The 26,563-nt window shown below is 71.3% G+C and carries 21 protein-coding genes; 10 read left to right on the top strand and 11 right to left on the bottom strand.

All coding sequences use genetic code 11. From position 1 onward, the window contains the following. From OG885_RS41180 to OG885_RS41165, 4 genes are all read right to left on the bottom strand, one after another. Positions 1–1,194 carry a glycosyltransferase gene (locus OG885_RS41180; protein WP_405741293.1) on the bottom strand — a complete coding sequence of 398 codons (1,194 nt, stop codon included), beginning with the start codon at positions 1,192–1,194 and terminating at the stop codon, positions 1–3. Beyond that, positions 1,191–1,979 (bottom strand): MerR family transcriptional regulator, encoded by a 789-nt coding sequence (locus tag OG885_RS41175; RefSeq protein ID WP_405741290.1) that lies wholly within the window; start codon positions 1,977–1,979, stop codon positions 1,191–1,193. Before OG885_RS41175 ends, OG885_RS41180 begins: the two co-directional genes overlap by 4 nt. Positions 1,980–2,040: 61 nt before the next feature. Continuing rightward, the gene (locus tag OG885_RS41170; protein WP_405741287.1) at positions 2,041–3,903 is read right to left on the bottom strand and encodes an endoglycosylceramidase; all 1,863 of its coding nucleotides are present in this window, start codon (positions 3,901–3,903) and stop codon (positions 2,041–2,043) included. Between the two features lie 119 nt (positions 3,904–4,022). Continuing rightward, on the bottom strand, positions 4,023–5,987 hold the full coding sequence (locus OG885_RS41165) for a GTP-binding protein (protein WP_405741284.1): 1,965 nt from the start codon (positions 5,985–5,987) through the stop codon (positions 4,023–4,025). A 461-nt stretch (positions 5,988–6,448) separates the two neighbouring features. Between OG885_RS41165 and OG885_RS41160 the strand changes: the two genes are divergently transcribed. From OG885_RS41160 to OG885_RS41130, 7 genes are all read left to right on the top strand, one after another. After that, complete coding sequence (locus tag OG885_RS41160; protein WP_405741281.1) at positions 6,449–6,922, top strand: (2Fe-2S)-binding protein; 474 nt, start codon at positions 6,449–6,451, stop codon at positions 6,920–6,922. After that, a complete protein-coding gene (locus tag OG885_RS41155) occupies positions 6,919–9,279 on the top strand; it encodes a xanthine dehydrogenase family protein molybdopterin-binding subunit (RefSeq protein ID WP_405741278.1) in 2,361 nt (786 codons plus the stop codon). Before OG885_RS41160 ends, OG885_RS41155 begins: the two co-directional genes overlap by 4 nt. Then, positions 9,276–10,130 (top strand): FAD binding domain-containing protein, encoded by an 855-nt coding sequence (locus tag OG885_RS41150; protein WP_405741275.1) that lies wholly within the window; start codon positions 9,276–9,278, stop codon positions 10,128–10,130. The genes OG885_RS41155 and OG885_RS41150 overlap by 4 nt, the downstream gene beginning before the upstream one ends. A 57-nt stretch (positions 10,131–10,187) precedes the next feature. Continuing rightward, entirely contained in the window at positions 10,188–11,051 is an 864-nt protein-coding gene (locus OG885_RS41145) for an AAA family ATPase (RefSeq protein WP_405741273.1), read from the top strand. Between the two features lie 155 nt (positions 11,052–11,206). Further along, the gene (locus OG885_RS41140; RefSeq protein ID WP_405741270.1) at positions 11,207–12,217 is read left to right on the top strand and encodes a vWA domain-containing protein; all 1,011 of its coding nucleotides are present in this window, start codon (positions 11,207–11,209) and stop codon (positions 12,215–12,217) included. Further along, the gene (locus tag OG885_RS41135) at positions 12,210–13,313 is read left to right on the top strand and encodes an XdhC family protein (RefSeq protein ID WP_405741267.1); all 1,104 of its coding nucleotides are present in this window, start codon (positions 12,210–12,212) and stop codon (positions 13,311–13,313) included. The genes OG885_RS41140 and OG885_RS41135 overlap by 8 nt, the downstream gene beginning before the upstream one ends. Before the next feature lie 11 nt (positions 13,314–13,324). Beyond that, complete coding sequence (locus tag OG885_RS41130; RefSeq protein ID WP_405741264.1) at positions 13,325–13,924, top strand: SRPBCC family protein; 600 nt, start codon at positions 13,325–13,327, stop codon at positions 13,922–13,924. 20 nt (positions 13,925–13,944) lie between these two features. On the opposite strand, the gene OG885_RS41125 is transcribed toward OG885_RS41130, so the two are convergent. From OG885_RS41125 to OG885_RS41115, 3 genes are all read right to left on the bottom strand, one after another. After that, positions 13,945–14,865: an aminoglycoside phosphotransferase family protein gene (locus OG885_RS41125; protein ID WP_405741261.1), complete on the bottom strand. Its 921-nt coding sequence runs from the start codon at positions 14,863–14,865 to the stop codon at positions 13,945–13,947. A gap of 70 nt (positions 14,866–14,935) precedes the next feature. Then, entirely contained in the window at positions 14,936–15,310 is a 375-nt protein-coding gene (locus tag OG885_RS41120) for a hypothetical protein (protein ID WP_405741258.1), read from the bottom strand. A gap of 73 nt (positions 15,311–15,383) precedes the next feature. Beyond that, entirely contained in the window at positions 15,384–15,884 is a 501-nt protein-coding gene (locus OG885_RS41115) for a metallophosphoesterase family protein (RefSeq protein WP_405741255.1), read from the bottom strand. A gap of 158 nt (positions 15,885–16,042) precedes the next feature. Here OG885_RS41115 and OG885_RS41110 point away from each other — a divergent pair, with 158 nt between their 5' ends. Beyond that, entirely contained in the window at positions 16,043–17,998 is a 1,956-nt protein-coding gene (locus tag OG885_RS41110; protein WP_405741252.1) for a glycosyltransferase family 2 protein, read from the top strand. Between the two features lie 76 nt (positions 17,999–18,074). On the opposite strand, the gene OG885_RS41105 is transcribed toward OG885_RS41110, so the two are convergent. From OG885_RS41105 to OG885_RS41090, 4 genes are all read right to left on the bottom strand, one after another. Continuing rightward, entirely contained in the window at positions 18,075–18,893 is an 819-nt protein-coding gene (locus tag OG885_RS41105) for a hypothetical protein (RefSeq protein ID WP_399966671.1), read from the bottom strand. A 42-nt stretch (positions 18,894–18,935) separates the two neighbouring features. Continuing rightward, complete coding sequence (gene rfbB, locus OG885_RS41100; RefSeq protein ID WP_405741248.1) at positions 18,936–19,910, bottom strand: dTDP-glucose 4,6-dehydratase; 975 nt, start codon at positions 19,908–19,910, stop codon at positions 18,936–18,938. Further along, positions 19,907–20,974, bottom strand: coding sequence for a glucose-1-phosphate thymidylyltransferase (locus tag OG885_RS41095; protein WP_405741245.1), 1,068 nt, complete (start codon positions 20,972–20,974; stop codon positions 19,907–19,909). The genes rfbB and OG885_RS41095 overlap by 4 nt, the downstream gene beginning before the upstream one ends. Positions 20,975–21,114: 140 nt before the next feature. Further along, positions 21,115–23,559 carry a SpoIIE family protein phosphatase gene (locus tag OG885_RS41090; RefSeq protein WP_405741242.1) on the bottom strand — a complete coding sequence of 815 codons (2,445 nt, stop codon included), beginning with the start codon at positions 23,557–23,559 and terminating at the stop codon, positions 21,115–21,117. 208 nt (positions 23,560–23,767) lie between these two features. Here OG885_RS41090 and lanKC point away from each other — a divergent pair, with 208 nt between their 5' ends. Both lanKC and OG885_RS41080 read left to right on the top strand, forming a co-directional pair. Beyond that, positions 23,768–26,365, top strand: coding sequence for a class III lanthionine synthetase LanKC (gene lanKC / locus OG885_RS41085; protein WP_405741239.1), 2,598 nt, complete (start codon positions 23,768–23,770; stop codon positions 26,363–26,365). A gap of 61 nt (positions 26,366–26,426) precedes the next feature. Beyond that, complete coding sequence (locus tag OG885_RS41080; RefSeq protein ID WP_329342519.1) at positions 26,427–26,543, top strand: SapB/AmfS family lanthipeptide; 117 nt, start codon at positions 26,427–26,429, stop codon at positions 26,541–26,543. The last annotated feature ends 20 nt before the right edge of the window (positions 26,544–26,563 follow it).

Here is a 26,563-nt window from a genome sequence, read left to right as displayed (position 1 = left end):
TCAGCCCGCCAGTCGTTCGACTGCCTTCACCGCCGTGCCCGCCCCGTCCTCGGCGGCCATGAGCCGCGCGGCGCTCGCGGCGGCACGGCTGTAGGTCTGCCGCCGTACAACGCGGCCGAGCGCTTCGGCGAGCGTCTCGGCCGTGAGCGACCGGAAGGGAATCGGACCGGGCGCGGCACCGAGGGCGGCCAGCCGCCCCGCCCAGAACGGCTGGTCCGCCGTGACCGGCACGGGGACTGCGGGCACCCCGGCCCGCAGTGCGGCGGCCGAGGTGCCCGCACCGGCGTGGTGGACGACCGCGGCGACGCGCGGGAACAGCAGCTCGTGCGGTACGTCCCCGACGGTCAGGACGTCGTCGCCGTCGGCCGCGAGCCCGGCGGCGCCCGTCTGGAGGACCCCGCGCAGCCCGGCATGCCGCAACGCCCTCACGGCGAGCTCACCCAGCCGCTCCCCCTGTCCCGCCGCCATGCTGCCGAAGCCGATGAACACCGGTCGCGGTCCGGCGGCGAGGAAGTCCTCCAGTGCGGCGGGCAGCCGCCGCGCTTCGTCGACGTACGGCCACCAGGTCCCGACGACGTCCAGGCCTGGCCGCCAGTCGGCGGGGCGCGGCAGCAGCACCGTGCTGAAACCGTGCAGGACCGGCCACCCCTCCCGTTCCTGCCGGCGCCGCGTCGCGTGGGGTGTGAGCGGGGAGAGGTCCAGGCCGCGACGGAGGTCCGCGACCGCCCCGGCATACAACCGGTCGGCCATGCGGAGCGCGAAGCGGCCGGCCGTGCGGTTGCCGAGCCGGCCCAGTGAGCGGGCTCCGGTGATCACCGGCGGGAAGTCGCCGGTCGGGGCGGCAGGTACGACATAGGCGCCCATGGTCGGTGTTCCGGTGGCCTCGGCCAGGTGCCGGCCGAGGGGTGCCGTGGTCGTCGACAGCAGGAGCAGGTCCGCGGACGATGCCGGTAGGTCCACGAAAGCCCGGCCGAGCTCCGTGACGTACTCGGCAGCGGCACGCAGCAGTTGACGCTCTCCTCCCCTGGCACCCGGAAGCCCGTGGAACTCCAGTCCCGCCTCCTTCACCAGGGCGGCGAAGCCGTCCGGGGCAGCGAGGGTCACCTCGTGTCCGGCCCGGCGCAGTGCGGCGCCCAGGCCCGTGTAGGGGGCGACGTCGCCGCGTGATCCGGCGGCGGCGATCAGGATCCTCATTCTTCGTCCTCCGGGGAGCCGGTGCGGGCCGCGTTGGCGTGGACGGCCTTGGCCAAGTAGGCGGCGAGGCCGGTCCGTTGCTGCGACGGGGGGACGACGAGGGCGAAGGCGCGCGGGTCGGCCGCGACGTCGTCCGCGATCCGCCGGTGCATGGCGGGCGGACAGGTGGTGAACCAGCGGGTGATGTGCCGGCGGTGCTCCTCGGCGAGGCCCATGGCCGCCACCCCGTCGCTCGGTTCCCCGGCGTCGAATGCGGCGAGCAGCCGTTCGCGCCACTCCGCGGCCTCGCCCATCGCGCGCCGCCAGTCCTCCTTGGTGAGGGCGGCTGCCCGCGCCATGGCCTCGCGATGTCCCGGCGAGTCGGCCCATCTCACCTGCCGTTCGGTGGCGTAGCTGAGGTCGAAGCCGATCTCGCCGAAGACCTCGAAGCGTTCCTGCGGGGTGAGCCTCACGCCGGTCTGCTGGACCTCGATGGCCCGCTCGGCGACCTCGGAGAGCCGCTGGAGCCGCTCGATCTCATCGCTCAACCGCCTTTGCCGGGCCCGGAGATGGTCCAGGACGTTCGCCTGCGGGTCCTCGAGGATGGTGCCGATCTCGTCGAGGGAGAAGCCGAACTCGCGGTAGAAGAGGATCTGCTGGAGCCGGGCCAGGTCCGTCTCGTCGTAGAGGCGGTATCCGGCCCGGCTGCGGGCGCCGGGCGTGAGCAGGCCGGTCCGGTCGTAGTGATGGAGCGTGCGCACCGTCACTCCGGCCCAGGACGCGACCTGCCGCACGGAGTAGCTCATTCACCTGCCCTTTCGTCGGGGTCCAGCCTCAACCCTGACGTAAGGAGAGGGTCAAGCCCGCTCAGCTGAACTTCGACGCCATCCAAGTCGCCAGTTCGGACTTGGCCGCGCTCAGCGCGGACGCCGAGGGCGAGGCGGCTCCGTTGGTGACGAGGGCGTAGTGCAGGGTGCCGGAGTCCGCGTCGGTGAGGAGAAGGCGGCGGCTGCCGGTGCCGCCCGGCTCGGCGGCCGTGCCGATGGGGGTGGACGACGTATAGGCCGACGGAGCGTACGCCGTGCCCAGGTCGGAGACGACCGTGGTGGTCGCCGTCGGGAACGAGGCGGGCAGATGGAGTTCGGTGGGGGTCGTGCCGCTGCCCGAGCGCCACACCAGCAGCCCGTACTGTCCGGAGCCCACCAGTGAGGACACGTTGGGCAGCGAGCTCGGCACCGGGTTCCAGGTCAGGGTTGTGGAGCCGTCACGGGAGCGGTCCTCGTAGGTGAAGGCGACGGTGCTGCCCGAGGTCGCGCTCGGGTACAGGCGGTCGAGGAGCCTGGCGTCCTGACGGAGCGTCACCACACCGTTGTCGTCCAGGCGTACGGCCGACAGATCCTCGTCGTTCCAGGCGTCCCCGTTGGTCTGCACCTTGTCGGGGTTGCCGTTCATGAGCTCGCTGTGGCGGCCGTTGTAGATGTCCCACTGCCACTGCGAACCGGACAGCACCGGGCCCGAACCGGCGGGCGAGGCCCACCAGTTGGCGCCCTTCACCCGGGAGTCGAGGGCCTGGTACATCGCCTTGAGGACGGTCGGCGCCTTTCCGGCGGTGGAGCCGTTCAGGGGGTGGCCGAACTCGCTGACGACGGCCGTGGTGCCGAGCGCCGAGGCGCGGTCGCGGACGGTGCCGAAGTCGGTGACGTACTGGCCGTCGGAGGCGTTGCCCCACATCAGGATGCCGGAGATGGCCTTCTGGTCGTAGAAGTGGGTGTTGAAGACGTACCGGGAGCCGATACTGCCCGCGTCGAGGAGGCCGCCCTCCTCCTTGCTGACGTTGCCGTTCCAGAAGAGGTTGGGCTCGACGAGGGCGGGCTTGTCCTGCCAGCCCGCCGCGTCCATGCGGGCCCGGAACTTCACGTAGAAGGGCCACAGCACGTTCTGTTCCCAGGTGCGGCTGGCCTGGCCGGAGTCGTAGGTGCCTGCGTACGGCTCGTTGTAGGGGTCGAAGCCGAGGACGCCGGCGAACTCCTCGGTGGAGACGTTCTGCTTGATGTACGTCATGACCTTCTGGGCCGTGGTGAGGAAGGCGTCCTGGAGGCCGTGGGCGTTGTGCCAGAAGTCGTACTGGCCGGCCTTCACCGCCCCGTTCTGGGTGATGTTCTGGCCCCACATGATGCAGATCCCGCACGATTCGTCGGGGTAATTGCCCAGGTCCACGGCCCACTTGGGGGCGCCGTCGCCGGTGTACCAGCTGTCGTCGTCGAAGAGGTACCGGGAGTACAGGTCCTGGTGGAAGTCGGGGTAGACGCGGATGCCGGCGTCCAGGAAGGCGCGCATCTGGGCGGTGGCGGCGGCCAGATAGGCGGTGTCGACCTGGCCCTGCACGGGTTCGGCGTAGGCCCAGGAGAGCAGGAAGCGCACGGAGTTGCCACCGCCGAGGGCGCGCAGGGCCTTCGCGGACTTCTGGGCGTCGGCGACGGAGGCGAAGGGCAGGCCGTGGTTCTCGGCGAGCTTGGTCTCGCCGGAGACGTTGTAGCCGCGCAGCACGACCTCACGGCCGTGTCCGTCGATGAAGCGACCGCCGGACACCGTGAGCGCCGTGCCGTCGAAGGAGAGGGAGTCGGGGACGGTGGCCGCGGTGGCGGGCGGGGAGCCCGCCACCGTCAGGAAACCGCAGAGTCCGCAGAGGACAACCAGAACAACCAGCAGACGGGCCCGGATATTCGGCATGTTCACTACAGTCCGGGGAGATCAGGACACCGTCAATACTTTCTGACTCATGAGTAAGTCTCAGGTTTTCTCGACCCTTTGACCCCACGGCCCTCCGACACCGCGCCTCTTCGGCACCCCTAACCCCTTCGGCCCGTTACGTTCAGCAGGTACTCCTTGCGGTTGAGCGGGTTGTGATCGGTGCGCGGGCGCTCGGGAACGTCCTCGCCGCCCGCGACCGGCGCGTAGTCCTCGAAGGCGCTCTCCCACTCGGTCTCACCGCGCGTCAGACCCGGCAGCCGCTGTTCGAGGCCGTGCACCCGGGCGGCCGGGACCACGCCTTCCAGCACACACAGCGCGCCCCGGGTCTCGGTCGTCTCCGGCACCGCCCGCGCCGCGGAGAGCACCGGGAGCAGCGCGCCCAGCGTGTCCGCCGGTGCCTCCAGGCGGAAGCGGTGCATCGGCTCGTACACCCGGGTGCCCGCCCGGCGCAGCGCCTCGGCGAGGACCAGCGGGGTCAGGCCGCGGAAGTCGGCGCCGGTGGTGGACATGCTCTTGTCGAAGCCCTGGTGGGCGTGGCTCTGCCGGGGCCAGTAGCCGGAGTGGGTCATGGTGACGGCGCAGTCGGCGACCTGCCAGCCGTGCAGCCCCTGGGTGAGGGTCTCGCGGACGGTGTCCTCGACGGCCCGGAAGAAGGCGTACGGCATCGCGCCCAGCTCCACCTCCAGGCCGAAGGTGACACCGCTGCCGGGCGGGCCTGGGTCGACGCGCAGGCCGACCGTGGCGAGGAACGGGTTCGCGTCCTTCTTGATGAACTCGGCGGCGGCGCCCGTCCCCAGGGGGCGTTCCACGCACAGGGGTGTGGTCTCCCGGAAGCCGACGGCGAGTGCGAACTCCTCGGCGAGGGTGGCCTCGATGACCTCCTTCTGGACCTCGCCGTAGAGGGAGACGGAGAGTTCCTGGCGTACCTCGTCGTGGCGCAGGTCGATCAGCGGGTCCTGCTCGGCGAGCTGGGTGAGGGCGAGGTGCAGCGCCCTGCGGTCGGTGCCGGGGCCGGGAACGACGACGGTCTCCAGGGTGGGCGGGGAGAAGAAGTGGCCGTGCCGCTTGCGGGGTTCGCCGATCGTGTCGCCGATGCGGATGTTCCCCAGCCCCCACAGTCGCGCGATGCGGCCCGCCGGGACGGCGTCCGCGCGGAGGTCCGTGCCGTGGTCGAAGACGCTGACGGCGGTGACCCTGCCCTCCTCCCGCCCGGGACCGAAGGGGACGCGGTCACGGGTGCGCAGCGTCCCGGAGTACATCCGGGCGTACGCGACCTTCTCCCCCGCCGGTCCCCTCTCTACCTTGAACACGCTGCCGGAGACGGGCCCTTCGGGATCACCGTCGGCGGCGGGCAGCAACTCCTTGATCCCGGCGATCAGTTCGGGCACCCCCGCACCGGTGGCGGCGGAGCCGAAGTACACGGGGTGGGCGAGTGCCTGCCGGGTCTGGGCGACAAGAGCCGCCCGCACACGATCGTCCGCGAGGGACCCGTCGACGTACGCGGCGAGCAGCTCGTCGTCATGGTCGGCGAGGACATCGGGTGCCACCGCACGCGGCACGAACCGCGCCTCGCGCGTGCCGAGTCCGACGGCACGCCCCATCGGCACGACCGCGGGCGTGAGCCGCTCGGCGAGGGCGTCGAGGACACCCTCGTACCGTGCCCCGCGTCGGTCGATCTTGTTGACGAAGATCAGCGTGGGGATGCGCAGCCGCTGAAGCGTCCGCATCAGCACACGCGTCTGCGCCTGCACGCCCTCGACGGCCGAGACGACCAGGACGGCGCCGTCCAGCACTCCGAGGACCCGCTCCACCTCGGCGATGAAGTCCGGGTGGCCGGGGGTGTCGATGAGGTTGACGGTGACGTCGTCGACCGCGAACGAGACGACGGCGGACTTGATGGTGATGCCGCGCCGGCGCTCCAGCGCGAGGGTGTCGGTCCGGGTACTGCCGGCGTCCACGCTGCCGATCTCGTCGATCACCCCGACCGAGTGCAGCAGCCGCTCGGTCAGGCTGGTCTTACCGGCGTCGACATGGGCGAGAATCCCGAGGTTGAGCAAGTGCACGAAGCGTCATGTCCTTCGAAGAGGGGGTCATTCCTTCTTGGGTGGACATGCGTGCAGTGCGCACTACTGCTCTCCTTCATCGATCGCCGATCGGTCGCCGGCGGGTCCCTTGCAGTGCAGCAGACCCCCGCTCGGGACGCCAACGGATTAGGGCCTGTCCGGCGGATCAGGTCGCAGGAAAGCGGCGGCACCGCATTGACGCCGGTGAGCGGGGGCTGGCGCTCCCCCACTGCCTTAAGGGCGTGGGAGGTACCCCCAGGCTGCAAGGCGGAGGAGGGCGGCGACGCGGAGCGTCGGTAACCGACGACAACGCCGCAGGCCGGCGTGCCAGCCCCCGCGTCTGCGGCATGATCCGCCGGACAGGCCCTAACGCTCAACAAAGCCGCGTCACGGCCCTCGCCGCCTCCCCCTGCCAGTCCTAGAGTGACGCCCATCACGTCCGGTGTTTCCTGGGAGGGCACATGACCCGTGTCTCGGTGAAGGTGGACGGAACGAACTACGAGGACGAGGTGGAACCCCGTCTCCTCCTGATCCACTATCTGCGTGACCGTCTCGGCCTGACCGGCACCCCGATCGGCTGCGACACCTCCAACTGCGGGGCCTGCACGGTCGACCTGGACGGCGAGAGCGTCAAGAGCTGCTCGGTGCTGGCCGTCCAGGCGGACGGCGGCGAGGTGACCACCGTCCAGGGGCTCGCCGACGAGAACGGGGAGTGGACCGGCCTCCAGCGGGCGTTCCACGAGCGGCACGCCCTCCAGTGCGGCTACTGCACCCCGGGAATGATCATGGCCGCGCGCGACCTGCTGCGGGACAACCCCGCCCCTACCTCGGACGAAGTACGCCACGCCCTCGAAGGGAACCTGTGCCGCTGCACGGGTTACCAGAACATCGTGCGGGCGGTGCTCGCCGCCTCCGGGCAGGAGGTCGGCACATGAGCGACACCGTCGAGCGGGAGGTCGGCCGGGCCCGGCCCCGCAAGGAGGACGCACGGCTCGTCACCGGACAGACCCACTGGACCGACAACATCGCCGTGGGCGGCCTGCTCCACCTCGCCATCCTGCGCAGCCCCATGGCCCACGCCCGCATCGACCGCGTCGATGTGAGCCCCGCCCTCGAACGCCCCGGCGTGGTCGCGGCGTTCAGCGGCGCCGACCTCGCGGAGGGCCTCGGATCACTCCCCTGCGCCTGGCCGGTGACCGAGGACATAGTGCTGCCCGACCATCCCCCCATCGCCACCACCGAGGTGCGCCACGCCGGTGACCCGGTGGCGGTCGTGGTGGCTCGCGACCGGTACGCGGCGGCCGACGCCCTGGAGGCGATCGACGTCGAGTACACACCGCTGCCCCCGGTCCTCGACCTGGAGGCCGCACTGGCCGAGGGCGCGGCCCTGGTCCACTCCGACAAGGGCACCAACCGCTGCTACGACTGGCCCCTGAAGGCCGGCGAGGACTTCGAGGCCGTACGACAGCGCGCCGAGGTGACGCTGAAGCGCCGCTACCACCAGCAGCGCCTCATCCCCAACGCGATGGAGCCGCGCGCGGTCGTGGTCACCCCGCTCACCGCGTCCGGCGAGTACACCCTGTACTCCTCCACGCAGATCCCGCACATCCTGCGGATCATGCTCGCCGTGGTCACCGGCATACCCGAGCACAAACTGCGGGTGATCGCCCCGGACGTGGGCGGCGGCTTCGGCTCCAAGCTCCAGGTGTACGGCGAGGAGGCCATCGCCCTCGCGGTGGCCCGCCGCACCGGCCGGCCGGTGAAGTGGACGGAGTCCCGCAGCGAGGGCTATCTGGCCACCCATCACGGGCGCGGCATGATCCAGGACATCGAGATCGCCGCGCACCGCGACGGCACCCTGCTCGGCCTCAAGGCCGACCTGCTGGTCGACATGGGCGCCTACCTGATGCTCGTCACCCCGGGCATCCCGATCCTGGGCGCGTTCATGTACCCGGGGATCTACAAGATGGTTTCCTACGAGCTCAACGTCACCGGCGTCTTCACGACCAGGACCCCGACGGACGCCTACCGGGGCGCCGGGCGCCCGGAGGCGACGTACGCCATCGAACGGATCATGGACGAGCTGGCGGCCGAACTCGGCCTGGATCCGGTGGAGTTGCGCCGCCGCAACTGGATCGGCCACGAGGAGTTCCCGTACACGACGGTCGCGGGCCTGACGTACGACAGCGGCAACTACGAGGCCGCCACCGACAAGGCCCTTGCCCTGTTCGACTACGACAAGCTGCGCGCCGAGCAGGCCGACCGCAACCACCGGGGCGACAGCGTGCGGTTGGGCATCGGGGTGTCGACGTACACGGAGATGTGCGGGCTGGCGCCGAGCCGGGTGCTGCGGGATCTGCGGTACGCCGCCGGCGGCTGGGAGGCGGCGAGCATCCGCATGCTGCCCACCGGCAAGGTCGAGGTGGTCACCGGCACCAGCCCGCACGGGCAGGGGCATGTGACCTGCTGGAGCCAGATCGCCGCCGACGTGCTGGGCGTGCCGTTCGAGGATGTCGAGGTCGTCCACGGCGACACCCGGGCCGCCCCGCAGGGCATGGACACCTACGGCTCGCGCTCGCTCGTCGTGGGCGGCACGGCGGTCCATCACGCGGCGGTGAAGGTCGTGGAGAAGGCCCGCAGGATCGCCGCGCATCTGCTCGAAGCGAGCGAGCGGGACCTGGAGTTCACGGACGGCGTCTTCTCGGTGAAGGGCTCACCGGACGCCCGCAAAACCATACAGGAGGTCGCCTTCGAGACCTTCACCTCGCACGACCTGCCCGACGGCCTGGTGCCCACCATCAACGCCGAGCACCTGGTCGACCCGGACAACTTCTCCTACCCGCACGGCACCCATCTGTGCGCGGTCGAGGTCGACACCGAGACCGGGCAGACCCGCATCAGGTCGTACGTCTGCGTCGACGACGTCGGCCGGGTCGTCAACCCGATGATCGTGGAGGGGCAGGTGCACGGCGGCCTCGCGCAGGGCATCGCGCAGGCGCTGTTCGAGGAGGCGGTCTACGACGACCAGGGCAACCTCGTGTCCGGGACGATGGCCGACTACCTCGTGCCGTCGGCGGCGGACCTTCCGGAGTTCACGACGGACCGGACGGAGACACCTGCCACCTCGAACCCCCTGGGCGTCAAGGGAGTTGGAGAAGCGGGCACGATCGCGTCCACACCCGCCGTCGTCATCGCGATCGTGGACGCGCTGCGTCCACTGGGCGTGCGCGACGTGCGCATGCCCTGTACACCCGAGCGGGTCTGGCAAGCGGTGAGGGAGGCCTCGCGATGATTCCCCCGGCATTCGAGTACACCCGCCCGGCCGACGTCGACGAGGCGGTGCGCGCGCTCGCCGACGCGGGCGAGGACGCCAAGGTGCTGGCCGGCGGGCAGAGCCTGTTGCCGCTGCTGCGGCTCCGGCTGGCCTTCCCCGAACTGGTCGTGGACGTCGGCCGTATCGCCGCGTTGCGCGGCGTGCGCGAGGACGGCGACACGCTCGTCGTCGGCGCGATGACCACCCACCACGACGTGATCCGCGACCCGTTGGTCCGCCGCCACGCCGGTCTGCTGGCCGCCGCCACGGCGACCGTCGCCGACCCCGCCGTACGGCATCGCGGCACCCTCGGTGGCTCCCTCGCGCACGCCGACCCGGCCGGCGACCTGCCCGCGGTGGTGCTGGCACTGGACGGGCGGCTGGTGGTGCAGGGCCCGGGCGGGCGGCGCACGATCCCCGCCCGGCAGTTCTTCGTCGACTACCTCCAATCCGCCCTGGAGCCGGATGAGTTGCTGGTGGAGGTGCGGCTGCCGAAGACCGACGGCTGGGGCTTCCACTACGAGAAGTTCCACCGGGTCGCCCAAGCCTGGGCGATTGTCGGCGTGGCCGCGCTGGTACGCCGGGACAACGGCCGGATCGCCGAGGCACGCGTCGGGCTGACCAACATGGGCACGACCCCGCTGCGCGCCGCGGCCACCGAGGAGGCCCTCACCGGCGCCGAGGACGCCGAGGCGGTGGCGCGGGCGGCGGAGTCGGCGGCGGTGGCCACCCAGCCGTCCCGGGACACCTCGGCCTCGCCGGAGTACCGGGCGCATCTGGCGCGGGTGCTGACCAAGCGCGCGGTGCTGGCCGCCGCCGGGATGGGGTGAGCGGCGATCGCGGAGATCGACGGCCCGTTCCACGGCTCGTTCGATGGCCCGGACCAGGTGCGGGCCGGTCTGGAGGCGACCGGGTACCTCGTCGACGAGGGGCTGGCCATCGCCTGCTTCCTGGCCCTGCGGCTGGCCCGGCCGATCTTCTGCGAGGGCGACGCGGGCGTCGGCAAGACCGCGCTCGCCGCCGCCCTCGCCGAGGCGCTCGGCGCCCCGCTGATCCGGCTCCAGTGCCATGAGGGCATCGACGCGTCGCAGGCCCTGTACGACTGGGACTTCCCCCGTCAGCTGCTGCATCTGCGAGCCGCCGAGGCGGCCGGGATCACGGATGCCGACCGCCTGGAGAGCGAACTGTACGACCGGCGCTTCCTGGTCGCTCGGCCGCTGCTGCGGGCGCTCGAGACACAGCCGTCGGTGCTGCTGGTCGACGAGATCGACCGGGCCGACGACGAGTTCGAGGCGTTCCTGCTGGAGCTGCTCTCCGACTACGCGGTGACGGTTCCGGAGCTCGGCACCCTGCGGGCCGAGTCGCCGCCCGTGGTCGTCCTGACGTCCAACCGCACACGTGAGGTGCACGACGCGTTGAAGCGGCGGTGTCTGTATCACTGGTTCGACCATCCCGGCTTCGGTCGTGAACTGGCCATTGTGCGGCGGCGGTTGCCGGGTGTGTCGGTGCGGTTGGCTGAGCAGGTGACTGGGCTTGTGCAGGCGCTGCGGGCTGAGGATCTCGTCAAGCCGCCCGGGGTTGCGGAGACCATCGACTGGGTGCGGGCGTTGGACGCGCTGGGGGCGAGTGAGGTGGATGCGGAGTTGGCGGTGTCCACGTTGGGGTCGGTTCTCAAGTATCGGGAGGATGTGGAGCGGGGGCGGGGGCTGGACTTTGCGGCGGTTCTGAGTGGTGCGATGGAAGTGCCGTGATGGGTGGTTCGTCGTCTGATGCGCCGTCGTGGCTGGTCGCGCAGTTCCCCGCGCCCCTTAAGGGCGTTGACGCGGCCCTTCTTGGATTTGCTCGGGCCCTTCGCGTAGTGGGTGTCAACGCCAGTGCTGAGCGGCTGCATGCCTTCTTGCGGGCCGTGGATTTGCTGGGGCCCACTCGGCGGACGGACCTGTACTGGGCCGGGCGGCTGACTCTCTGTGGGGAGCGGGACGACCTGGAGCGGTATGAGCGGGTGTTCGCCGCCTACTTCGGCTCCGGCGAGCCGGCGGCGCGGGCGATGCCCGCCGCTCCCGTCACAAGGCTGCGGGTCGTCGCGCGGGATGCCACGGGGTCTCGTACCACCACCCAACGCGAAGCCGAAGCACCCCCCATGGCCGCCCTCGCCGGTTCCGCCGAAGTGCTGCGCCACCGGGACTTCGCCCAGCTCAACGCCGATGAGAAGGCTCAACTGCACCGGATGCTCGCCGCGTTCACGCTGCGCGGCGAGACGCGGCGCAGCGCGCGACGGCGGCCGGCCCGGCGCGGCGACGTCGATCCGCGTCGGACCGTGCGGGAGCTGTTGCGGCGCGGCGGTGAGCCCTCTCGGCTGCTACGGCACACCCAGGCCGATCGCCCCCGGCGGGTCGTGCTGCTGGTGGACGTCAGCGGATCCATGGCGCCCTACGCCGACGCGCTGCTGCGGTTCGCCCATGCCGCCGTTCGGGGGCCGCGTACCGAGGTGTTCACGGTCGGGACCCGGCTGACGCGGGTCACGCGGGAGCTCTCGCAACGTGATCCGGATCTGGCGATGGCGGCGGTGTCGGCGGCCGTGCCCGACTGGCGGGGCGGTACCCGCTTGGGGGTGCTGCTGCGTGAGTTCCTGGACCGGTGGGGGCAGCGTGGGATGGCTCGCGGTGCGGTCGTCGTGCTGCTGTCCGACGGGTGGGAGCGTGGCGATCCGGAGCTGCTGGCTGCCCAGATGCGACGCTTGCGGCGGCTGGCGCACCGGGTGATCTGGGCGAACCCCCGCAAGGCTCGCCCCGGGTACGCGCCCCTGGCGGCCGGGATGGCGGCGGCGCTGCCGAGCGTGGACGCGTTCGTCGAGGGGCACAGCCTGGCCGCTCTGGGGAGCCTGGCGGCGGTCGTGAGAGGAGCGGATCGTGCGTGAGATTCTCCCGGCGCTGAGCGCCTGGTACGCGGCGGGATCGCCGTTCGGGCTGGCGACCGTCGTCGCCGTGAGCCGTAGCGCGCCGCGGGATCCGGGGGCCGCGATGGCGGTCGGGCCCGGTGACGAGGTGGTCGGAAGCGTGTCCGGGGGGTGTGTGGAGGGAGCGGTGTTCGAGCTGGCGCAGGAGGTGGTGGCGAGCGGCGAGGCGCGGTTGGAGACCTTCGGGTACAGCGACGAGGACGCCTTCGCGGTCGGTCTCACCTGCGGCGGCGAGATCACGCTGTTGGTGCGGCCCGTCACCGCGGCGCTGGACCCCTCGTTCGGCGAGTTCGCCGAGTCCGTGGCCGCGGGGCGGCCGGTGACCGTGGCCACGGTCACCGACGGTCCGGCGCCACGCGGCGCGACGCTCGCCGTGTGGCCGGACCGGGTCGCCGGCACCCTCGGGGCGGCCGGTCTCGAGGTGGCCGTCACAGCCGACGCGCGCGGTGAACTGGCCCTCGGGGCGACCGGGTTGAGGCACTACGGCCCGCACGGTGAGCGGCGCGAGGACGCGGTGAGCGTCTTCCTGCACTCCTTCGCGCCGCCCCCGCGGATGCTGGTCTTCGGCGCCATCGACTACGCCGCCGCGGTCGCCCGGATCGGCGACTTCCTCGGCTACCGGGTCACGGTCTGCGACGCCCGCCCCGTCTTCGCCACCCCCAAGCGCTTCCCGCCGGGCGTGGAGGTCGTCGTGGACTGGCCGCACCGCTACCTCCAGCGGACCGACACCGACGAGCGCACGGTGGTCTGCGTCCTGACCCACGACCCCAAGTTCGACGTCCCGCTGCTCCAGGAGGCGCTGCGCCGGCCCGCCGCGTACGTCGGCGCGATGGGCAGCCGGCGCACCCACGACGACCGGATGAAACGGCTGGTCGAAGGCGGGCTGACCGACCGTGAGCTGTCCCGGCTGCGCTCGCCGGTCGGGCTCGACCTGGGCGCCCGTACCCCCGAGGAGGTGGCCGTCTCCGTCGCCGCGGAGATCGTCGCGCTGCGCTGGGGCGGCACGGGCACGCCGCTGACGGCGACCGCCGGGGCCATCCATCCCCAGGGAACCTGACGGAGGAAGTCATGGAACTGCACCACCAGTTCACCGTGCCCGTCCCGGTCGACGACGCCTGGCGGGCGCTCCTCGACATCGAGCGGGTGGCGCCCTGTATGCCGGGGGCGAGCGTCGAGGACTACGACGGCAAGACCGTGACCGGCTCCGTGAAGGTCAGGGTCGGCCCGATCACCGTGACGTACCGGGGCACGGCCGTCTTCGAGGAGCAGGACGACGCCGCCCACCGCATGGTGCTCATCGCCAGTGGCCGGGAGACCCGGGGTCAGGGCACCGCCCGCGCCACCGTCACCGGCACGCTCACCGCGCAGGACGGCGGCGGTACGGCCGTGTCGGTGCGGACCGATCTGACGGTGACCGGGCGCCCGGCGCAGTTCGGGCGGGGGGTGATGGCGGAGGTGGGCGACCGGATCATCGGCCAGTTCGCCGCGTGCCTCGCGGAACAGCTGGCCGCGGCGCCGGACGACACGGCGTCACCCGCGGAGGAGGAGTCGCTCGACCTGCTGCGCACGGCCGGGGTCCCGCTCGCCAGGCGCCTCGCGCCGGTGGTCGTGGCGGCCGTGGCGACGGTGCTGGTCGTGTCGCGGATACGGCGGCGGTGGCGGCGCTGAACCGCCCGCCGCCCGCCGGTTCACCCGTACCGTCGGTGGTCCTCGACGACCTGCGCCAGATGGTCGAGGGCCGCCGTCACCCGCGCCGGGTCCTGCTGGAAGAACGGGTCGTCGGGTACCGGCAGCGACCCGGCGAGGGCCCAGCCTCGGGCCCGTGCCCAGGTGGCGTCGTCGGCGTCGACCGCCGCGCGGAAGGCGTCGCGGGCCCGCGCGGGCAGGAACATCCACGCCGGTTGCAGGTCGACCGCCGGATCGGCGACCGCCAGAGTCCCGAAGTCGATGACGGCGCTCAACCGGCCGTCCCTCATCAGCAGATTGCCGGTCGCGAGGTCGCCGTGGATCCACACCGGCGGCTTGTGCCAGGCCGGCGCGGCGAGAGCCGCCTCCCACACCTCCGTCACGGCGTCGATGTCGACCATCCCCGTCCCCCGCAGCGCCTCCAGCTTGGGCCGCACCCGCGCCTCGGCGGCCAGCGAGTCCCGCGGGTCGCCCATGGGGACGCCACGGAAGGCGTTGCTCTGCTCGGGGCCCGGACCGCCGCTCGCGTCGATGTCCTGCAACGCGGTGACGAACCCGGCGAGGTCGAGGGCGGCCCGCACCGGGTCGGCGAGCGCCTCGGTGGTCGCCGTCTCCCCGTCCAGCCAGCGGTACACGGACCACGACCAGGGGTAGCCCTCGCCCGGGTCGCCGATCTCCAGCGGCTCGGACACGGTCAGCGGCAGGTGCGGGGCGAGCTTCGGCAGCCAGCGGTGCTCGCGGGTCACCTGACCCGCCCATTGGGCGTACCGCGGCAGCCGTACGGACAGCTCGTCGCCGAGCCGGAAGGTCGCGTTGTCCATGCCGGACTGCGGCACCGGGGCGAGCGGAAGGTGGGCCCATTGCGGGAACTGCGCGGTCAGCAGACGGCGTACGAGCGTGGTGTCGATCAGCACGTACCCCATCTCAACGGGGTGACGGCGTCAGCGTCCAACGAATTAGGGGGTGGAGCCCCCCTCGCAGCCCGGAAGCAGGTCAGCGGATCTTCACGTAGTCGCAGTACGTCACGACGTCACCCGCGTACTCGCACACCTTCAACGAGATGTGGATGCTCTCGCTCAGGTCCCCGGGGAAGCCGGCGCAGTTGCCGTCGTTGCTCGGGTCGTTGCCCTTGATGAGGACGGTGCCGTTCTGCGGTGCGTCGGAGTACGGCGTGTAGACGTAGCCCCGCACGCCGTAACCGTCCGAGCTGATGTCGCAGACGGTCAGGGTGTCCCCGTTCTCCGTCCACCCGGCCCGGCCTCCGCCCGTGGTGGTGTAGACGACGGCGTCCGCCGCCTGGGACGTTCCGGCGCCGGCGAATATACCGGCGGCGACCAGACCGAGCACGGTGATGAGCTTGCGCTTCAAGTGGTTCCCCTTGATCGTCGGAAGGTCCTTCGGCTCAAGTGACTCTAGACGCCCGGAAGTGCGGCGGTCGTGGTCAACGGAGCGGGAGCAGGTGCAGTTCTACGTCGCTCAGCCGGCCGTCGGCCACTTCGCACGTCAGGTAGCTGCACCGCGGCTGACGCCGCCGGTCCGTCGGGGAACCGGGGTTGAGCAGCCGCAGCCCGGTCGGGGCGGTGGTGTCCCAGGGGATGTGGCTGTGCCCGAAGACCAGCACGTCGGTCTCGGGGAAGCGGGCGGCGCAGCGTGTCTCGCGGCCCTGCGCGGGACCGGTCTCGTGGACCACCGCGAAGCGCAGGCCGCCGAGTTCGGCGTACGCGACCTCGGGCAGCCGGGCGCGCAGCGGCGGTCCGTCGTTGTTGCCGTACACGGCGACGAGACGCCGGCTCAGGCGCTCCAACAGATCGAGGGTGGCGGTGTCCACCCAGTCCCCCGCGTGGAACACCACGTCGGCGCGCGGGAGTTCGGCCAGGAGCGGCGCCGGAAGCTCTTTGGCGCGCTTGGGCAGATGTGTGTCGGACATCAGGAGCAGTCGCACGTGGTCAGACTATCCGTACAAGATCGTCAACCTTGACACGATCGGTATGTGTTCCGAGCGGTGGTCGAAACATCAACCGCCCCGGCGGCGGGTTAGCATCTGGCCACAAGCACCGCACCATGACAGAAACGACAAGCGACCCAAGGGGGACCGAGCTCATGCCGGTCAAGGTCAGCGTCGTCGTCCCCGTGTACAACCCCGGGGTCTACATCGAGGACTGCATCGCGTCTCTGAAGAGGCAGTCGCTGCCTCCCGACGAGTACGAAATGATCTTCGTCGACGACGGTTCCACCGACTCAACGCCCGGCCGGCTCGATGAGCTCGCTGCCGAGGACCCACGCGTCCGTGTCATCCACCAGGAGAACTCCGGCTGGTCCGGCAAGCCCCGCAACGTCGGGATCGAGGCCGCCCGGGGCGAGTTCGTGATGTTCGTCGACAACGACGACTACCTCGGCGACGAGGCCCTGGAGCGGATGTACGACTACGGCGTGGCCAACGGCGCCGATGTGATCGTCGGCAAGATGGCCGGCAAGGGACGCCCCGTGCCGGTCGAACTGTTCCGCCGCAACCGCCCGCAGGCCACGGTCGAGAACGCGCCGCTGATCGACAGCCTCACCCCGCACAAGATGTTCCGCCGGGCCTTCCTCGACGACATCGGTCTGCGCTTCCCGGAGGGCAGGCGGCGCCTCGAGGACCATGTCTTCATCGCCGAGGCGTATCTGCGCGCGGACAACGTCTCCGTGCTCAGCGACTACGTCTGCTACTACCACGTACGCCGGGACGACGCCTCCAACGCCGGCTTCCAGCAGTTCGAGCCGGCCGGGTACTTCAAGAACCTGCGCGAGGCCCTCGACGTCGTCGAGACGTACACGAAGCCGGGTGACCTGCGCGACCGGCTCTTCCGTCGCTGGCTACGCAACGAGATGGTCGAGCGGATGCGCGGCAGGCGGCTGCTCGGGCTCCCCGAGGACTACCGGCGGGCGCTGTTCGCGGAGATCCACTCGACCGTCGTGGACCGCTTCGGCCCCGGTGTCGCCGCCGGACTCCCGCCCGCCCAGCGGGTGGTGGCCGCGCTGATCACGGCGGACCGCCTCGACGACATCGTGGCGTTCGCCGAGTGGGAGGCCGGGATCGCCCTGACGGCCGTTCCCGAGGGCGTCGAGTGGCAGGACGGGGTGCTGGAGGTGTCGCTGAGCGCCGAGTTCACCTCGGGCGGCGAGCCGATGCGGTTCCCCGCGCAGGGCGCCCTGGCGAAGGACGCTCCGCCGCTGGACGCCGCCGAGGCGATCGCCTGGGTGTGCGCCGACTCCGTCGCCCGTTTCGACCAGGCCGCGGGCGACCTGCTGCTGCGTGAACGGGCCAGCTCCGCCCAGCACTTCCAGCCCGTGCGGGTCGTCCGGGAGAAGGTGCCCGACAAGGGCGGCGACCGGGTGCGCCTCGTGCTGCGGGCGTCGGCCTCCGTCGACCCCGCCACGGCGGCGGGCGGGACGGCGCCGGACGACGGCCTGTGGGACGCGTTCGTGCGGGTCCGGCTGGGTGGCTGGACCAAGGAGTGCCGGCTCGGTCCCGCCCCGGCCGAGGACCGGCCCACACCGCAGGCAGCAGTGGCGGGCGGGCGGGTGGTCCTGCCGTACTGGACCCATCCGCACGGCAATCTCGCCCTCGACGTGGACCGGGCGACCAAGCGGCTCGGTCTCGACCGGGTCACGCCGGGCACCGTCGCGGTCGACGGGCCCCGGATCAGCACGGCCGTGCCGTTCCAGGTGGCCGGGGAGACCAAGGTGGTGCTGCGGCTCGGCGCGGCCGAGATCGTCGATGTGCCGGGCACCCTCTCCCCCGCCGACGACGAGAGCCTCGGCTCGGTCCTGGAAGCCGATCTGCCGCTGGCCGAGTTGAGCGGCGCGAGGTGGCGGGTGGCGCTGAGCCCCGTGCCGAACGCGCACGAGCCGCGTTTCCTCGTCCTGCCGCTCGCCCTGCGGGTCTCCGGCGAGACCGTCCGTCCGGTGGCCGCGCCCGGCCACGGCGGTGCGCGGCGGCTGGCCCGCAAAGTCAGGCGCACGCTCGGCAGGGTGCTGCGCGGGGCGGCGCACCGCATCAGAAACCGCGACCGGTAGCCGACAGCGACCGAGCGCGGCCCCCGTGAACTCCACGGGGGCCGCGCTCAGTTGTTCTCCCGGACGGGGACGCCGATCACTTCTTGGCGTAACGCGCCTTCAGGGCACTGCGCTTGTTGGTGCCCTCGGCGTTCTTGCCCTTCTCGATGATCACGAGGTTGTGGTAGAAGTGCACGCCCACGATGTTGAGGTCCGTGTAGCTGGGCTGGTAGTGCTCGTCCACGAACTCCTCGTAGTTCAGCCCGTCGGTCAGCCGCTTGAGCATCGCCATGCTGGTGTTCGGGTCGTCGAGGTCCTCGCTGCCCATCCACTCCGGCCAGTACGACGACTGCGTGTCCTCGACGACGTAGATGCCGCCGTCCTTGAGGCGCGGGAAGAGCGTCGCGAACGTGGTGAGCACGTGCGGGGGACGGTGGCTGCCGTCGTCGATGATGACGTCCAGGTCACCGATCTTGTCGGCCACGGCGTTCAGGGACGAGGGGTCGGACTGGTCGCCGATGAACGTCGTGATGCGGTCCTCGTCGACATGGGACTTGTCCTGGATGTCCATGCCGAAGATCTGCGCCTTCGGGAAGAACGCCTTCCACATGCGCAGTGAGGCGCCGCCCTGACCGGGCCGGTTGTAGCCGCCGATGCCGATCTCCAGCAGGTTGAACTCCTCGTTCTTCAGGTGCTGGAGGTGCCGCTGGTAGTGCTGGGTGTAGCGGTGGGCCCCCCACTTGTCCGTCTTGAAGTGCACGGCGAGCTTGTTGAGATCGTGGGAGATCGCGGCCAGTCCGGTGGGCTTCTTCTTGACCGGCTGCGGGGGCTGGCCGGAGATACGTCGCTTCAACTGGCGCACCACACGCACGTTCTTCTCACCCAACACGTTCTTCACAGTTGTTCTGATCGACATGGTTCGACGGGGTCCTTTCACAGGTGAACGGTCGGATGGTTCTCAGTGCGGGGTGGTGCGTCGCTTGAGCGGCTCCCACCAGGTGCGGTGGTCCCGGTACCAGGCGACGGTGTCGGCGAGGCCCGTCGCGAAGTCGTGCTGGGGCTCGTAGCCGAGCTCGGTGCGGATCTTCGTCCAGTCGACGGAGTAGCGCAGGTCGTGGCCCTTGCGGTCCTCGACGTGACTGACCCTGTCCCAGCCCGCGCCGCACGCTTCGAGGAGCAGGCCGGTCAGTTCCTTGTTGCTGAGCTCGGTGCCGCCGCCGATGTTGTACACCTCGCCGGCCCGGCCGCCGGTGCGGACGAGGTCGACGCCCTGGCAGTGGTCGTCCACGTGCAGCCAGTCACGGACGTGGCGGCCGTCGCCGTACAGCGGGACGTTCCTGCCGTCGAGGAGGTGGGTGATGAAGAGCGGGATCACCTTCTCCGGGAACTGGCGCGGCCCGTAGTTGTTGGAGCAGCGGGTGACGCGGACGTCCAGGCCGTGGGTGCGGTGGTAGGCGAGGGCGAGCAGGTCGGAGGAGGCCTTGGAGGCGGAGTAGGGCGAGTTGGGCGCGAGGGGGTGGGTCTCGGGCCAGGAGCCCTCGTCGATCGAGCCGTAGACCTCGTCGGTGGAGACGTGCACGAACGGTCCGGTGCCGTGCCGCAGGGCGGCGTCCAGCAGGGTCTGGGTGCCGACCACGTTGGTGAGCACGAAGTCACCGGCCCCGGTGATCGACCGGTCGACATGGGACTCGGCGGCGAAGTGCACGATCTGGTCCGCGTCGGCCGTCAGCTCGTCGACCAGCTCCGCGTCCCGGATGTCACCCTGCACGAACTCCAGGCGGGGGTGGTCGAGTTCGAGGTTGTCCAGGGTGCCGGCGTAGGTGAGCTTGTCCAGCACGGTGATCCGCGGCGCGTCCGAGGACTCCGAGGCGAGGAGCCTGCGCACGTACTGGGAGCCGATGAAGCCGGCGGCGCCGGTGACGAGAAGCTTCATGAACGGATCTGCACCTTGCTGTGGTCTCCGAGCACCAGACGATGGGCAGCGGGCATACCGGTCGTCGGGGTCACTTCCACGTGACGGCCGATGAGGGAGGACTCTATACGTCCCACGCCCCGGATCGAGGAGTCCCGCAGCACGATCGAGAACTCCAACTCGCTGTCGGTGATGCGGCAGTTCTCGGCGAGGGAGGTGAAGGGGCCGATGTAGGAGTCCTCGACGACGCTGCCGGCGCCGATGATCACGGGTCCGACGATGCGGGAGTTGACGATCCGCGCGCCCTCCTCCAGGACCACGCGGCCGACAAGCTCGGAGCGCTCGTCCACCTCGCCGTCGAGGCGGTGCTCGACGGTCTCCAGGACGGTGCGGTTGACCTCCAGCATGTCCGTGACGTTGCCGGTGTCCTTCCAGTAACCCTTGATCTCCGTGGAGCGGACGTCGGCGCGTTCGTCGATCAGGTGCTGGATGGCGTGGGTGATCTCCAGTTCGCCGCGCCAGGAGGGGGTGATGGCGCGGACCGCGTCGTGGATCACGGGCGTGAACAGGTAGACGCCGACCAGAGCGAGATCGCTCTTCGGGGTCTCGGGTTTCTCCTCCAGGCCGATCACCTGGCCCGCGGCGTCGAGTTCGGCGACGCCGAATGCTCGTGGGTCGGGGACCTGGGTGAGGAGGATCTGTGCGTCGGGGCGGTGGGTGCGGAACTCGTCGACGAGGGCGGCGATACCGCCGACGATGAAGTTGTCGCCGAGGTACATCACGAAGTCGTCGTCGCCGAGGAACTCCCGGGCGATCAGCACCGCGTGGGCGAGGCCGAGGGGGCGCTCCTGGGGGATGTAGGTGACCTCCAGGCCGAACTTGGAGCCGTCGCCGACCGCTTCCTCGATCTCGGCGGCGGTGTCCCCGACGATCACGCCGACTTCGGTGATGCCGGCGGCCGCGATGGACTCCAGGCCGTAGAACAGCACGGGTTTGTTGGCCACGGGAACGAGCTGTTTGGCCGAGGTGTGGGTGATCGGCCGCAAGCGGGTTCCGGCACCACCAGAGAGGACAAGAGCCTTCATTTGGTTCACCTTAGACCCGTTCACCCGTTACCGACCGTGTGCGGTGTGGCTTGCATGCTACGAAAGGCCGAGGTGGCGCGGGGTGGATTCGATCAACTGGCGTCGTGCGCGATCGGTTCACGGTGCACTCGTACGAGTGGTCACAGCGTCACCTCGCTCCACACCTGCTTGCCGCCGCTGACCGGCAGGCTCCCCCAGGCCGCCGACATGGCCTCGACCAGCAGGATGCCGCGCCCGCCGGTGGCCTCCCAGCCGATGCTGGTGGGCTTGATCGGGGTGCGGGGCGAGGAGTCGGCGACGGCGACGCGCAGCCGGTGGTTCACCAGGGTGAGGTCGAGGCGGACCCGGCCGTCGGTGTGCACGAGGGCGTTGGTGACGAGTTCGGAGACGATGAGCAGGACGGCGTCCTGGGCGTCGCCGGTGACGTTCCAGGAGCGCAGGGTGCGCCGGGTGAAGCGGCGGGCGTGGCCGACGGCCTGCGGGACCCGCCACACCGTCCAGCTCTCGCGCAGCGGGTGCGAGGCCATGCCGTCGTAGCGGACCAGGAGCAGGGCGACGTCGTCGCTGCGGCGGGCGTTGCCGAGCAGGGCGTCGGCGACCAGGCCGAGGTGGGTGGGGTCGGAGACGGACAGCTCGTGGGCGAAGCGGTCCATGCCCTCGTCGATGTCGGAGTCGGCGGACTCCACCAGCCCGTCGGTGGTCAGCGCGATCAGGGTGCCGGGCCGCAGCCGCAGCGGGGTCATCGGGAAGTCCGCCTGGGCGACGACCCCGAGCGGCGGGCCGCCCTCGGCCTCGGCGATGTCGGTGCTGCCGTCCGGGTGCCGCAGCACCGGCGGGAGGTGGCCGGCCCGGACGCACCAGGCGGAGCCCTCCTCCATGTCGAGGTCGACATAGGCGCAGGTGGCGAAGAGGTCGGTCTCCATGTCCGTCAGGAGCCGGTTGGCGTGCGAGACGACGACGTCCGGGGGGTGGCCCTCGACGGCGTAGGCGCGCAGGGCGGTGCGCATCTGGCCCATGAGAGTGGCGGCGCCGGCGCTGTGGCCCTGGACGTCGCCGATGACTAGGGCGACGTGGTTGTCGGGCAGCGGGATCACGTCGTACCAGTCGCCGCCGAGCTCCAGGCCCGCCGTGCTCGGCAGATACCGGGCGACGGCGGTCGCGCCGGGGAGTTTGGGCAGCCGGCGGGGCAGCAGCTGGCGCTGGAGCATGCCGACGAGTTCGTGTTCGGCGTCGAAGGCGTGGGCGCGCATCAGGGCCTGTCCGGCGAGCCCGGCGGAGGCGGTGAGCAGGGCGCGTTCGTCGGGGCCGAAGTCGTGCGGGGTGTCCCAGCCGATGAGGCAGGCGCCGGCCATGCGTCCGGCGGCGGGCAGCGGCAGGACGGCGAGGCCGCCGGGGCCGACCTCGGCGAGGGCGGGCTCCAGGGCGGTGCCGGCGGGCCAGATCTGGGCGCGGCCCTCGCTGAGGGCGGTGGCGAGGGTGGGCATGGCGCGCACGGGGGCGTCGGGCCACTCGGTGCGCCACTCCAGGCGCCACAGCTCGGGCCAGGACTCCGGGTCGGGCGGGTCGAGGACGGTGACGACGAGCCGGTCGTTCTCCAGCTCGGCCAGGGCGATGCGGTCGGCCCGCAGGGGCTTGCGCAGCGCGGAGACGACGGCCTGGCTGACGTCGCGGACGGTGCCCGCGGTGGCGAGGGCCGCGGCCAGGCGCTGGACGCGGGCCACGTCGGTGACGTCGGAGCGCAGGGTGGAGGCGTCGTCGACGGTGCCGACGAGGCGGGCGGGCTGGCCCTCGCCGCCGGGCAGCAGCCGTCCGCGCAGTCTGAGCCACTTGGGTGGTCCGGTGGGCTGCAGGGCCCGGAACTCCAGCTCGCGGTCGCCCAGGGACATGTGGTCCGCCTCGGTGACGGACATCAGGGCGGGCAGGTCCTCGGGCACGGTCAGCGCCAGCAGGGTCTCCACCCGGCCGTCGAAGTCGTCCCGGCCCAGTGCGAACAGGTCGAGGATGTCGTCGCCGACCTCGACGCGCCCGGTGTCCATGGCGAGGCTGAATGCGCCGGCGGGCAGTTCCCCGCCCTCGGCGGCCTCGGCGGCCGGGACGGGGCAGGACACGGCGTCGGCGAGCAGTTCCAGGCATTTGCGGTCGTCGGTGTCGAAGCCGTCGAGGCGCTCGCTCACGGCGACGAGACAGCCGCCGCCCCCGTCGCCGTGGGCGGGCAGGACCGCCAGATGGAAGTCCCGGGACGGCACGCGCCGCGCCTCGGCGGACTCGGCGAGGTCCTGCGGGCCGAGCCAAACCGCCCGTCCGGTGCGGTGCACGTCGGCCACGGGGGATCCGCCGGCCCTGGGATAGCCGTCCCGCAGCCCGTACAGGGTCCGTGGTACGCCGACGGCCTCCATGAGGCAGAGCAGCTCACCGTCGTCGCTGGGGGCGTACACGGCGGCGAAGGACGCCCTGGCGAAGACGAGTACCTGTTCGAGGACGCTCCGTAGTCGTTCGGGTGCGCCGGGACCGGCCGTGAGCGCTTTGAGGGCAACTTCGGCACGCAGCGTTCTCGTTCTGCGTCCCGCAGCTCCCTCACTGACCACGTCCGCCATTACAGCGCTTATGCGGCACCCGCGCAGCCCCTGTGACCGTTCCGTGGGGTCTCTGCGGCGGTGGTGCGGGGGGCGAGGCTCGAAAGTCGCCGAACAAGTCTTTACGCATGCGTTCCGCACGGTGATCTCGTGACAGCGGCGACTGTCCGCACCCCGTGCCACCGCTGGAAGCTCGTTGCCGGGCCAGGGAAGGGGAGGCATGGACAAGCGGTACGAGGTGTACGCGCTCGCCGACCGGCATTTCTACGACACGCCGGACCGGCTGTCCGCGGGAGCACGGCAGGCCGCGCCCCTGTACGAGCCGGCGCGGCGCGAGGTGCCGGAGGGCTGGGACGCGACACGGATCGGCGACTGGCTGACGCTGACGCCGCTGGGGACGGACGGCGAGCGGGTGTCCGGCCCGGCGCAGGGCTGGAAGGTCCATGCCTCGGCCACTCGGGCGAACGCGGAGCGGATCGCGGCGATCGTGTGGGACTACTGCGTGCCGCGGCGCATCCCGTTCAAGTTCGTGCCGGGACCGCATCTGCTGCATCTGCGCAACACCAAGTACGCGGCCCGCGACAGCAGCGGCAAGTTCGTCACCCTCTACCCGGCCGACGAGGAGCAGCTGCATGTGGTGCTGCGCGAGCTGGGGAAGCTCCTCGAGGGGTTCGAGGGGCCGTACATCCTGACCGATCTGCGCTGGGGCGAGGGGCCGCTGTACGTCCGCTACGGGGCGTTCGCACGTCAGTTCGTCGTCGACGAGCGGGGTTCGCTGGTGCCGGCGGTGCGCGACGGTGAGGGAACCCTGGTGCCGGACCGCAGGGCGCCGTCCTTCCAGGTGCCCGAATGGGTGACGCTCCCGGCGTTCCTGGCCCCGCATCTGGCGGCGCGGAACACCACGACGGTGGGCGAGCTGCCGTACCGGATCGAGAAGGCGCTGCACTTCTCCAACGGCGGCGGGGTCTACTCGGGCACCGACACCCGGGACGGCAGCAGAGTCGTCCTCAAGGAGGGCCGGCCGCATGCGGGACTGGCCGCCGACGGGGCGGACGCCATCGCCCGCTTGGAACGCGAGAAGGACGCCCTTGAGCAGGTGGCGGGGACGGGTGTGGTGCCGCGGGTGCGGGACTGGTTCACGCTCGGCGACCACCGGTTCCTGGTCATGGACTTCCTTGAGGGACGCCCGCTGAACTCGTTCTTCGCCGAGCGCCACCCGCTGCTCACCCCGGATCCCGATCCGACGGCCGTCGCCGACTACACGGCGTGGGCGCTGCGCGTGTACGACGGCGTCGAGCGGGCCGTGGAGGCGCTCCACGCGCGCGGGATCGTCTTCAACGATCTGCATGTCTTCAACATCATGATCGGGCCCGACGGGGAGTCGGTGTCGCTGCTCGACTTCGAGGCGGCGGCGCCGGTCGGCGAACAGGGCCGCCAGGTGGTCGCGCACCCCGGCTTCTTCGCCCCGCCGGACCGCACGGGCGTCGACGTCGACCGCTACGCGCTGGCCTGTCTGCGGATCGCGCTGTTCCTGCCGGTCACCACGCTGTTCGTGGTCGACCGCGGCAAGGCGGCCCATCTGGCCGAGGTGATTCTGCGTCAGTTCCCGGACGTACCGAAGGAGTTCCTCGACGACGCGGTCGCGGAGATCACCCGGGAGACCGGAACGGCGGTCCCCGCCCTGGTGAAGCCCTTCGTGGAACCCGCCGACTGGCCCCACAGCCGTGACTCCATGGTCAAGGCGCTCCTCGCCTCGGCCACCCCGGAACGCGACGACCGGCTCTTCCCGGGCGACATCACGCAGTTCAACGACGGCGGCGGCCTCGGCCTCGCACACGGCGCGGCCGGCGTCCTGTACGCCCTGGATTCGGTGGGCGCCGAGCGGTACGAGGAGGGCGAGCGCTGGCTGCTGGCCCGCACCGCGCCACCGCCCACCGGCACCCCGCTCGGGCTGTACGACGGACTCGCGGGCGTCGCCCATGTGCTGGACCGGCTCGGTCACCGACAACGCGCCCTCGATCTGGTCGGCTCGATCCTCGCCGAGCGCTGGCAGAACCTCTCCTCCGACCTGCACGGCGGTCTGGCCGGCCTCGGCTTGGTCCTCGCCGAACTCGCCCGCACGAGCGGCGAGTCGGAGCTGCGGGACCGTGCCGCCGAGGCCGCCGACATCCTCGTACGACGTCTTGAGGAGCCCCTTCCGGACAGCCCCCGGCGGCGCCGGGCCGGGCTGATGCGGGGGGCGAGCGGGCCCGCGCTGTTCCTGCTGCGGGAGTACGAACGCACCGGTGAGGAGCGGCTGTTGAAGGCGGCAGGGACCGCCCTGCAACGGGACCTCGACGTCTGTGTGACGCACCCGAGCGGCTCGCTCGAGGTCGACGAGGGCTGGCGGACGCTGCCCTACCTCGGCGAGGGGAGCGCGGGCGTCGGGATGGTCCTGGACGACTATCTCGCCCACACCGGCGGCGAGTTGGCCGACGTCCGGGCCGGCATCCTGACCGCCGCCACCTTCCGCTTCTACGTACAGCCGGGCCTCTTCCAGGGCCGGGCCGGGCTGATCCTGCACCTCGCCCGCACCTCCACGCCCGGCGCCAGGGCACGGCTCGCCGAGCAGATCGACGGACTCGGCTGGTTCTCCATGTCCTACCAGGGCCAACTGGCCTTCCCCGGACACCAGATGATGCGGCTGTCGATGGATCTGGGCACCGGCACGGCCGGTTGCCTGCTCGCGCTCGGCGCGGCCCTCGACGCCGGGGCGGACCCACATCTGCCCTTCTTCCCGCCGCTCCGGCGGCCCCCACAGCGCGGTTCCGTGAACTGACGGAATCGTGATCCGACCCCGTCCCCACAGGTGACGGCAACCCCGAAGAGAGGAAACCGACATGGCACTTCTCGACCTGCAGACCATGGAGTCCGACGAGACGACGGGTGGCGGCGGCGTCAGCAGCCTCAGCCTGCTCTCCTGCGTCAGCGCCGCGAGCATCACGCTCTGTCTCTGACACACCTCGTGCCTCCAAGG

The organism is Streptomyces sp. NBC_00028 (assembly GCF_045041065.1).
In the GTDB taxonomy this organism is placed as follows: domain Bacteria; phylum Actinomycetota; class Actinomycetes; order Streptomycetales; family Streptomycetaceae; genus Streptomyces.
The sequence above is the reverse complement of the archived record's forward strand: the minus strand, read 5'-3'. Positions and strand labels throughout refer to the sequence as shown.

Bases quoted from the DNA above. Each gene is read 5' to 3' on its own strand.
- OG885_RS41180 (WP_405741293.1), bottom strand. From the start codon at position 1,194: ATGAGGATCCTGATCGCCGCCGCCGGATCACGCGGCGACGTCGCCCCC.
- OG885_RS41150 (WP_405741275.1), top strand. From the start codon at position 9,276: ATGATTCCCCCGGCATTCGAGTACACCCGCCCGGCCGACGTCGACGAG.
- OG885_RS41125 (WP_405741261.1), bottom strand. From the start codon at position 14,865: ATGGGGTACGTGCTGATCGACACCACGCTCGTACGCCGTCTGCTGACC.
- OG885_RS41175 (WP_405741290.1), bottom strand. From the start codon at position 1,979: ATGAGCTACTCCGTGCGGCAGGTCGCGTCCTGGGCCGGAGTGACGGTG.
- OG885_RS41110 (WP_405741252.1), top strand. From the start codon at position 16,043: ATGCCGGTCAAGGTCAGCGTCGTCGTCCCCGTGTACAACCCCGGGGTC.
- OG885_RS41080 (WP_329342519.1), top strand. From the start codon at position 26,427: ATGGCACTTCTCGACCTGCAGACCATGGAGTCCGACGAGACGACGGGT.
- OG885_RS41105 (WP_399966671.1), bottom strand. From the start codon at position 18,893: ATGTCGATCAGAACAACTGTGAAGAACGTGTTGGGTGAGAAGAACGTG.
- lanKC (WP_405741239.1), top strand. From the start codon at position 23,768: ATGGACAAGCGGTACGAGGTGTACGCGCTCGCCGACCGGCATTTCTAC.
- OG885_RS41095 (WP_405741245.1), bottom strand. From the start codon at position 20,974: ATGAAGGCTCTTGTCCTCTCTGGTGGTGCCGGAACCCGCTTGCGGCCG.
- OG885_RS41130 (WP_405741264.1), top strand. From the start codon at position 13,325: ATGGAACTGCACCACCAGTTCACCGTGCCCGTCCCGGTCGACGACGCC.
- OG885_RS41160 (WP_405741281.1), top strand. From the start codon at position 6,449: ATGACCCGTGTCTCGGTGAAGGTGGACGGAACGAACTACGAGGACGAG.
- OG885_RS41155 (WP_405741278.1), top strand. From the start codon at position 6,919: ATGAGCGACACCGTCGAGCGGGAGGTCGGCCGGGCCCGGCCCCGCAAG.
- OG885_RS41170 (WP_405741287.1), bottom strand. From the start codon at position 3,903: ATGCCGAATATCCGGGCCCGTCTGCTGGTTGTTCTGGTTGTCCTCTGC.
- rfbB (WP_405741248.1), bottom strand. From the start codon at position 19,910: ATGAAGCTTCTCGTCACCGGCGCCGCCGGCTTCATCGGCTCCCAGTAC.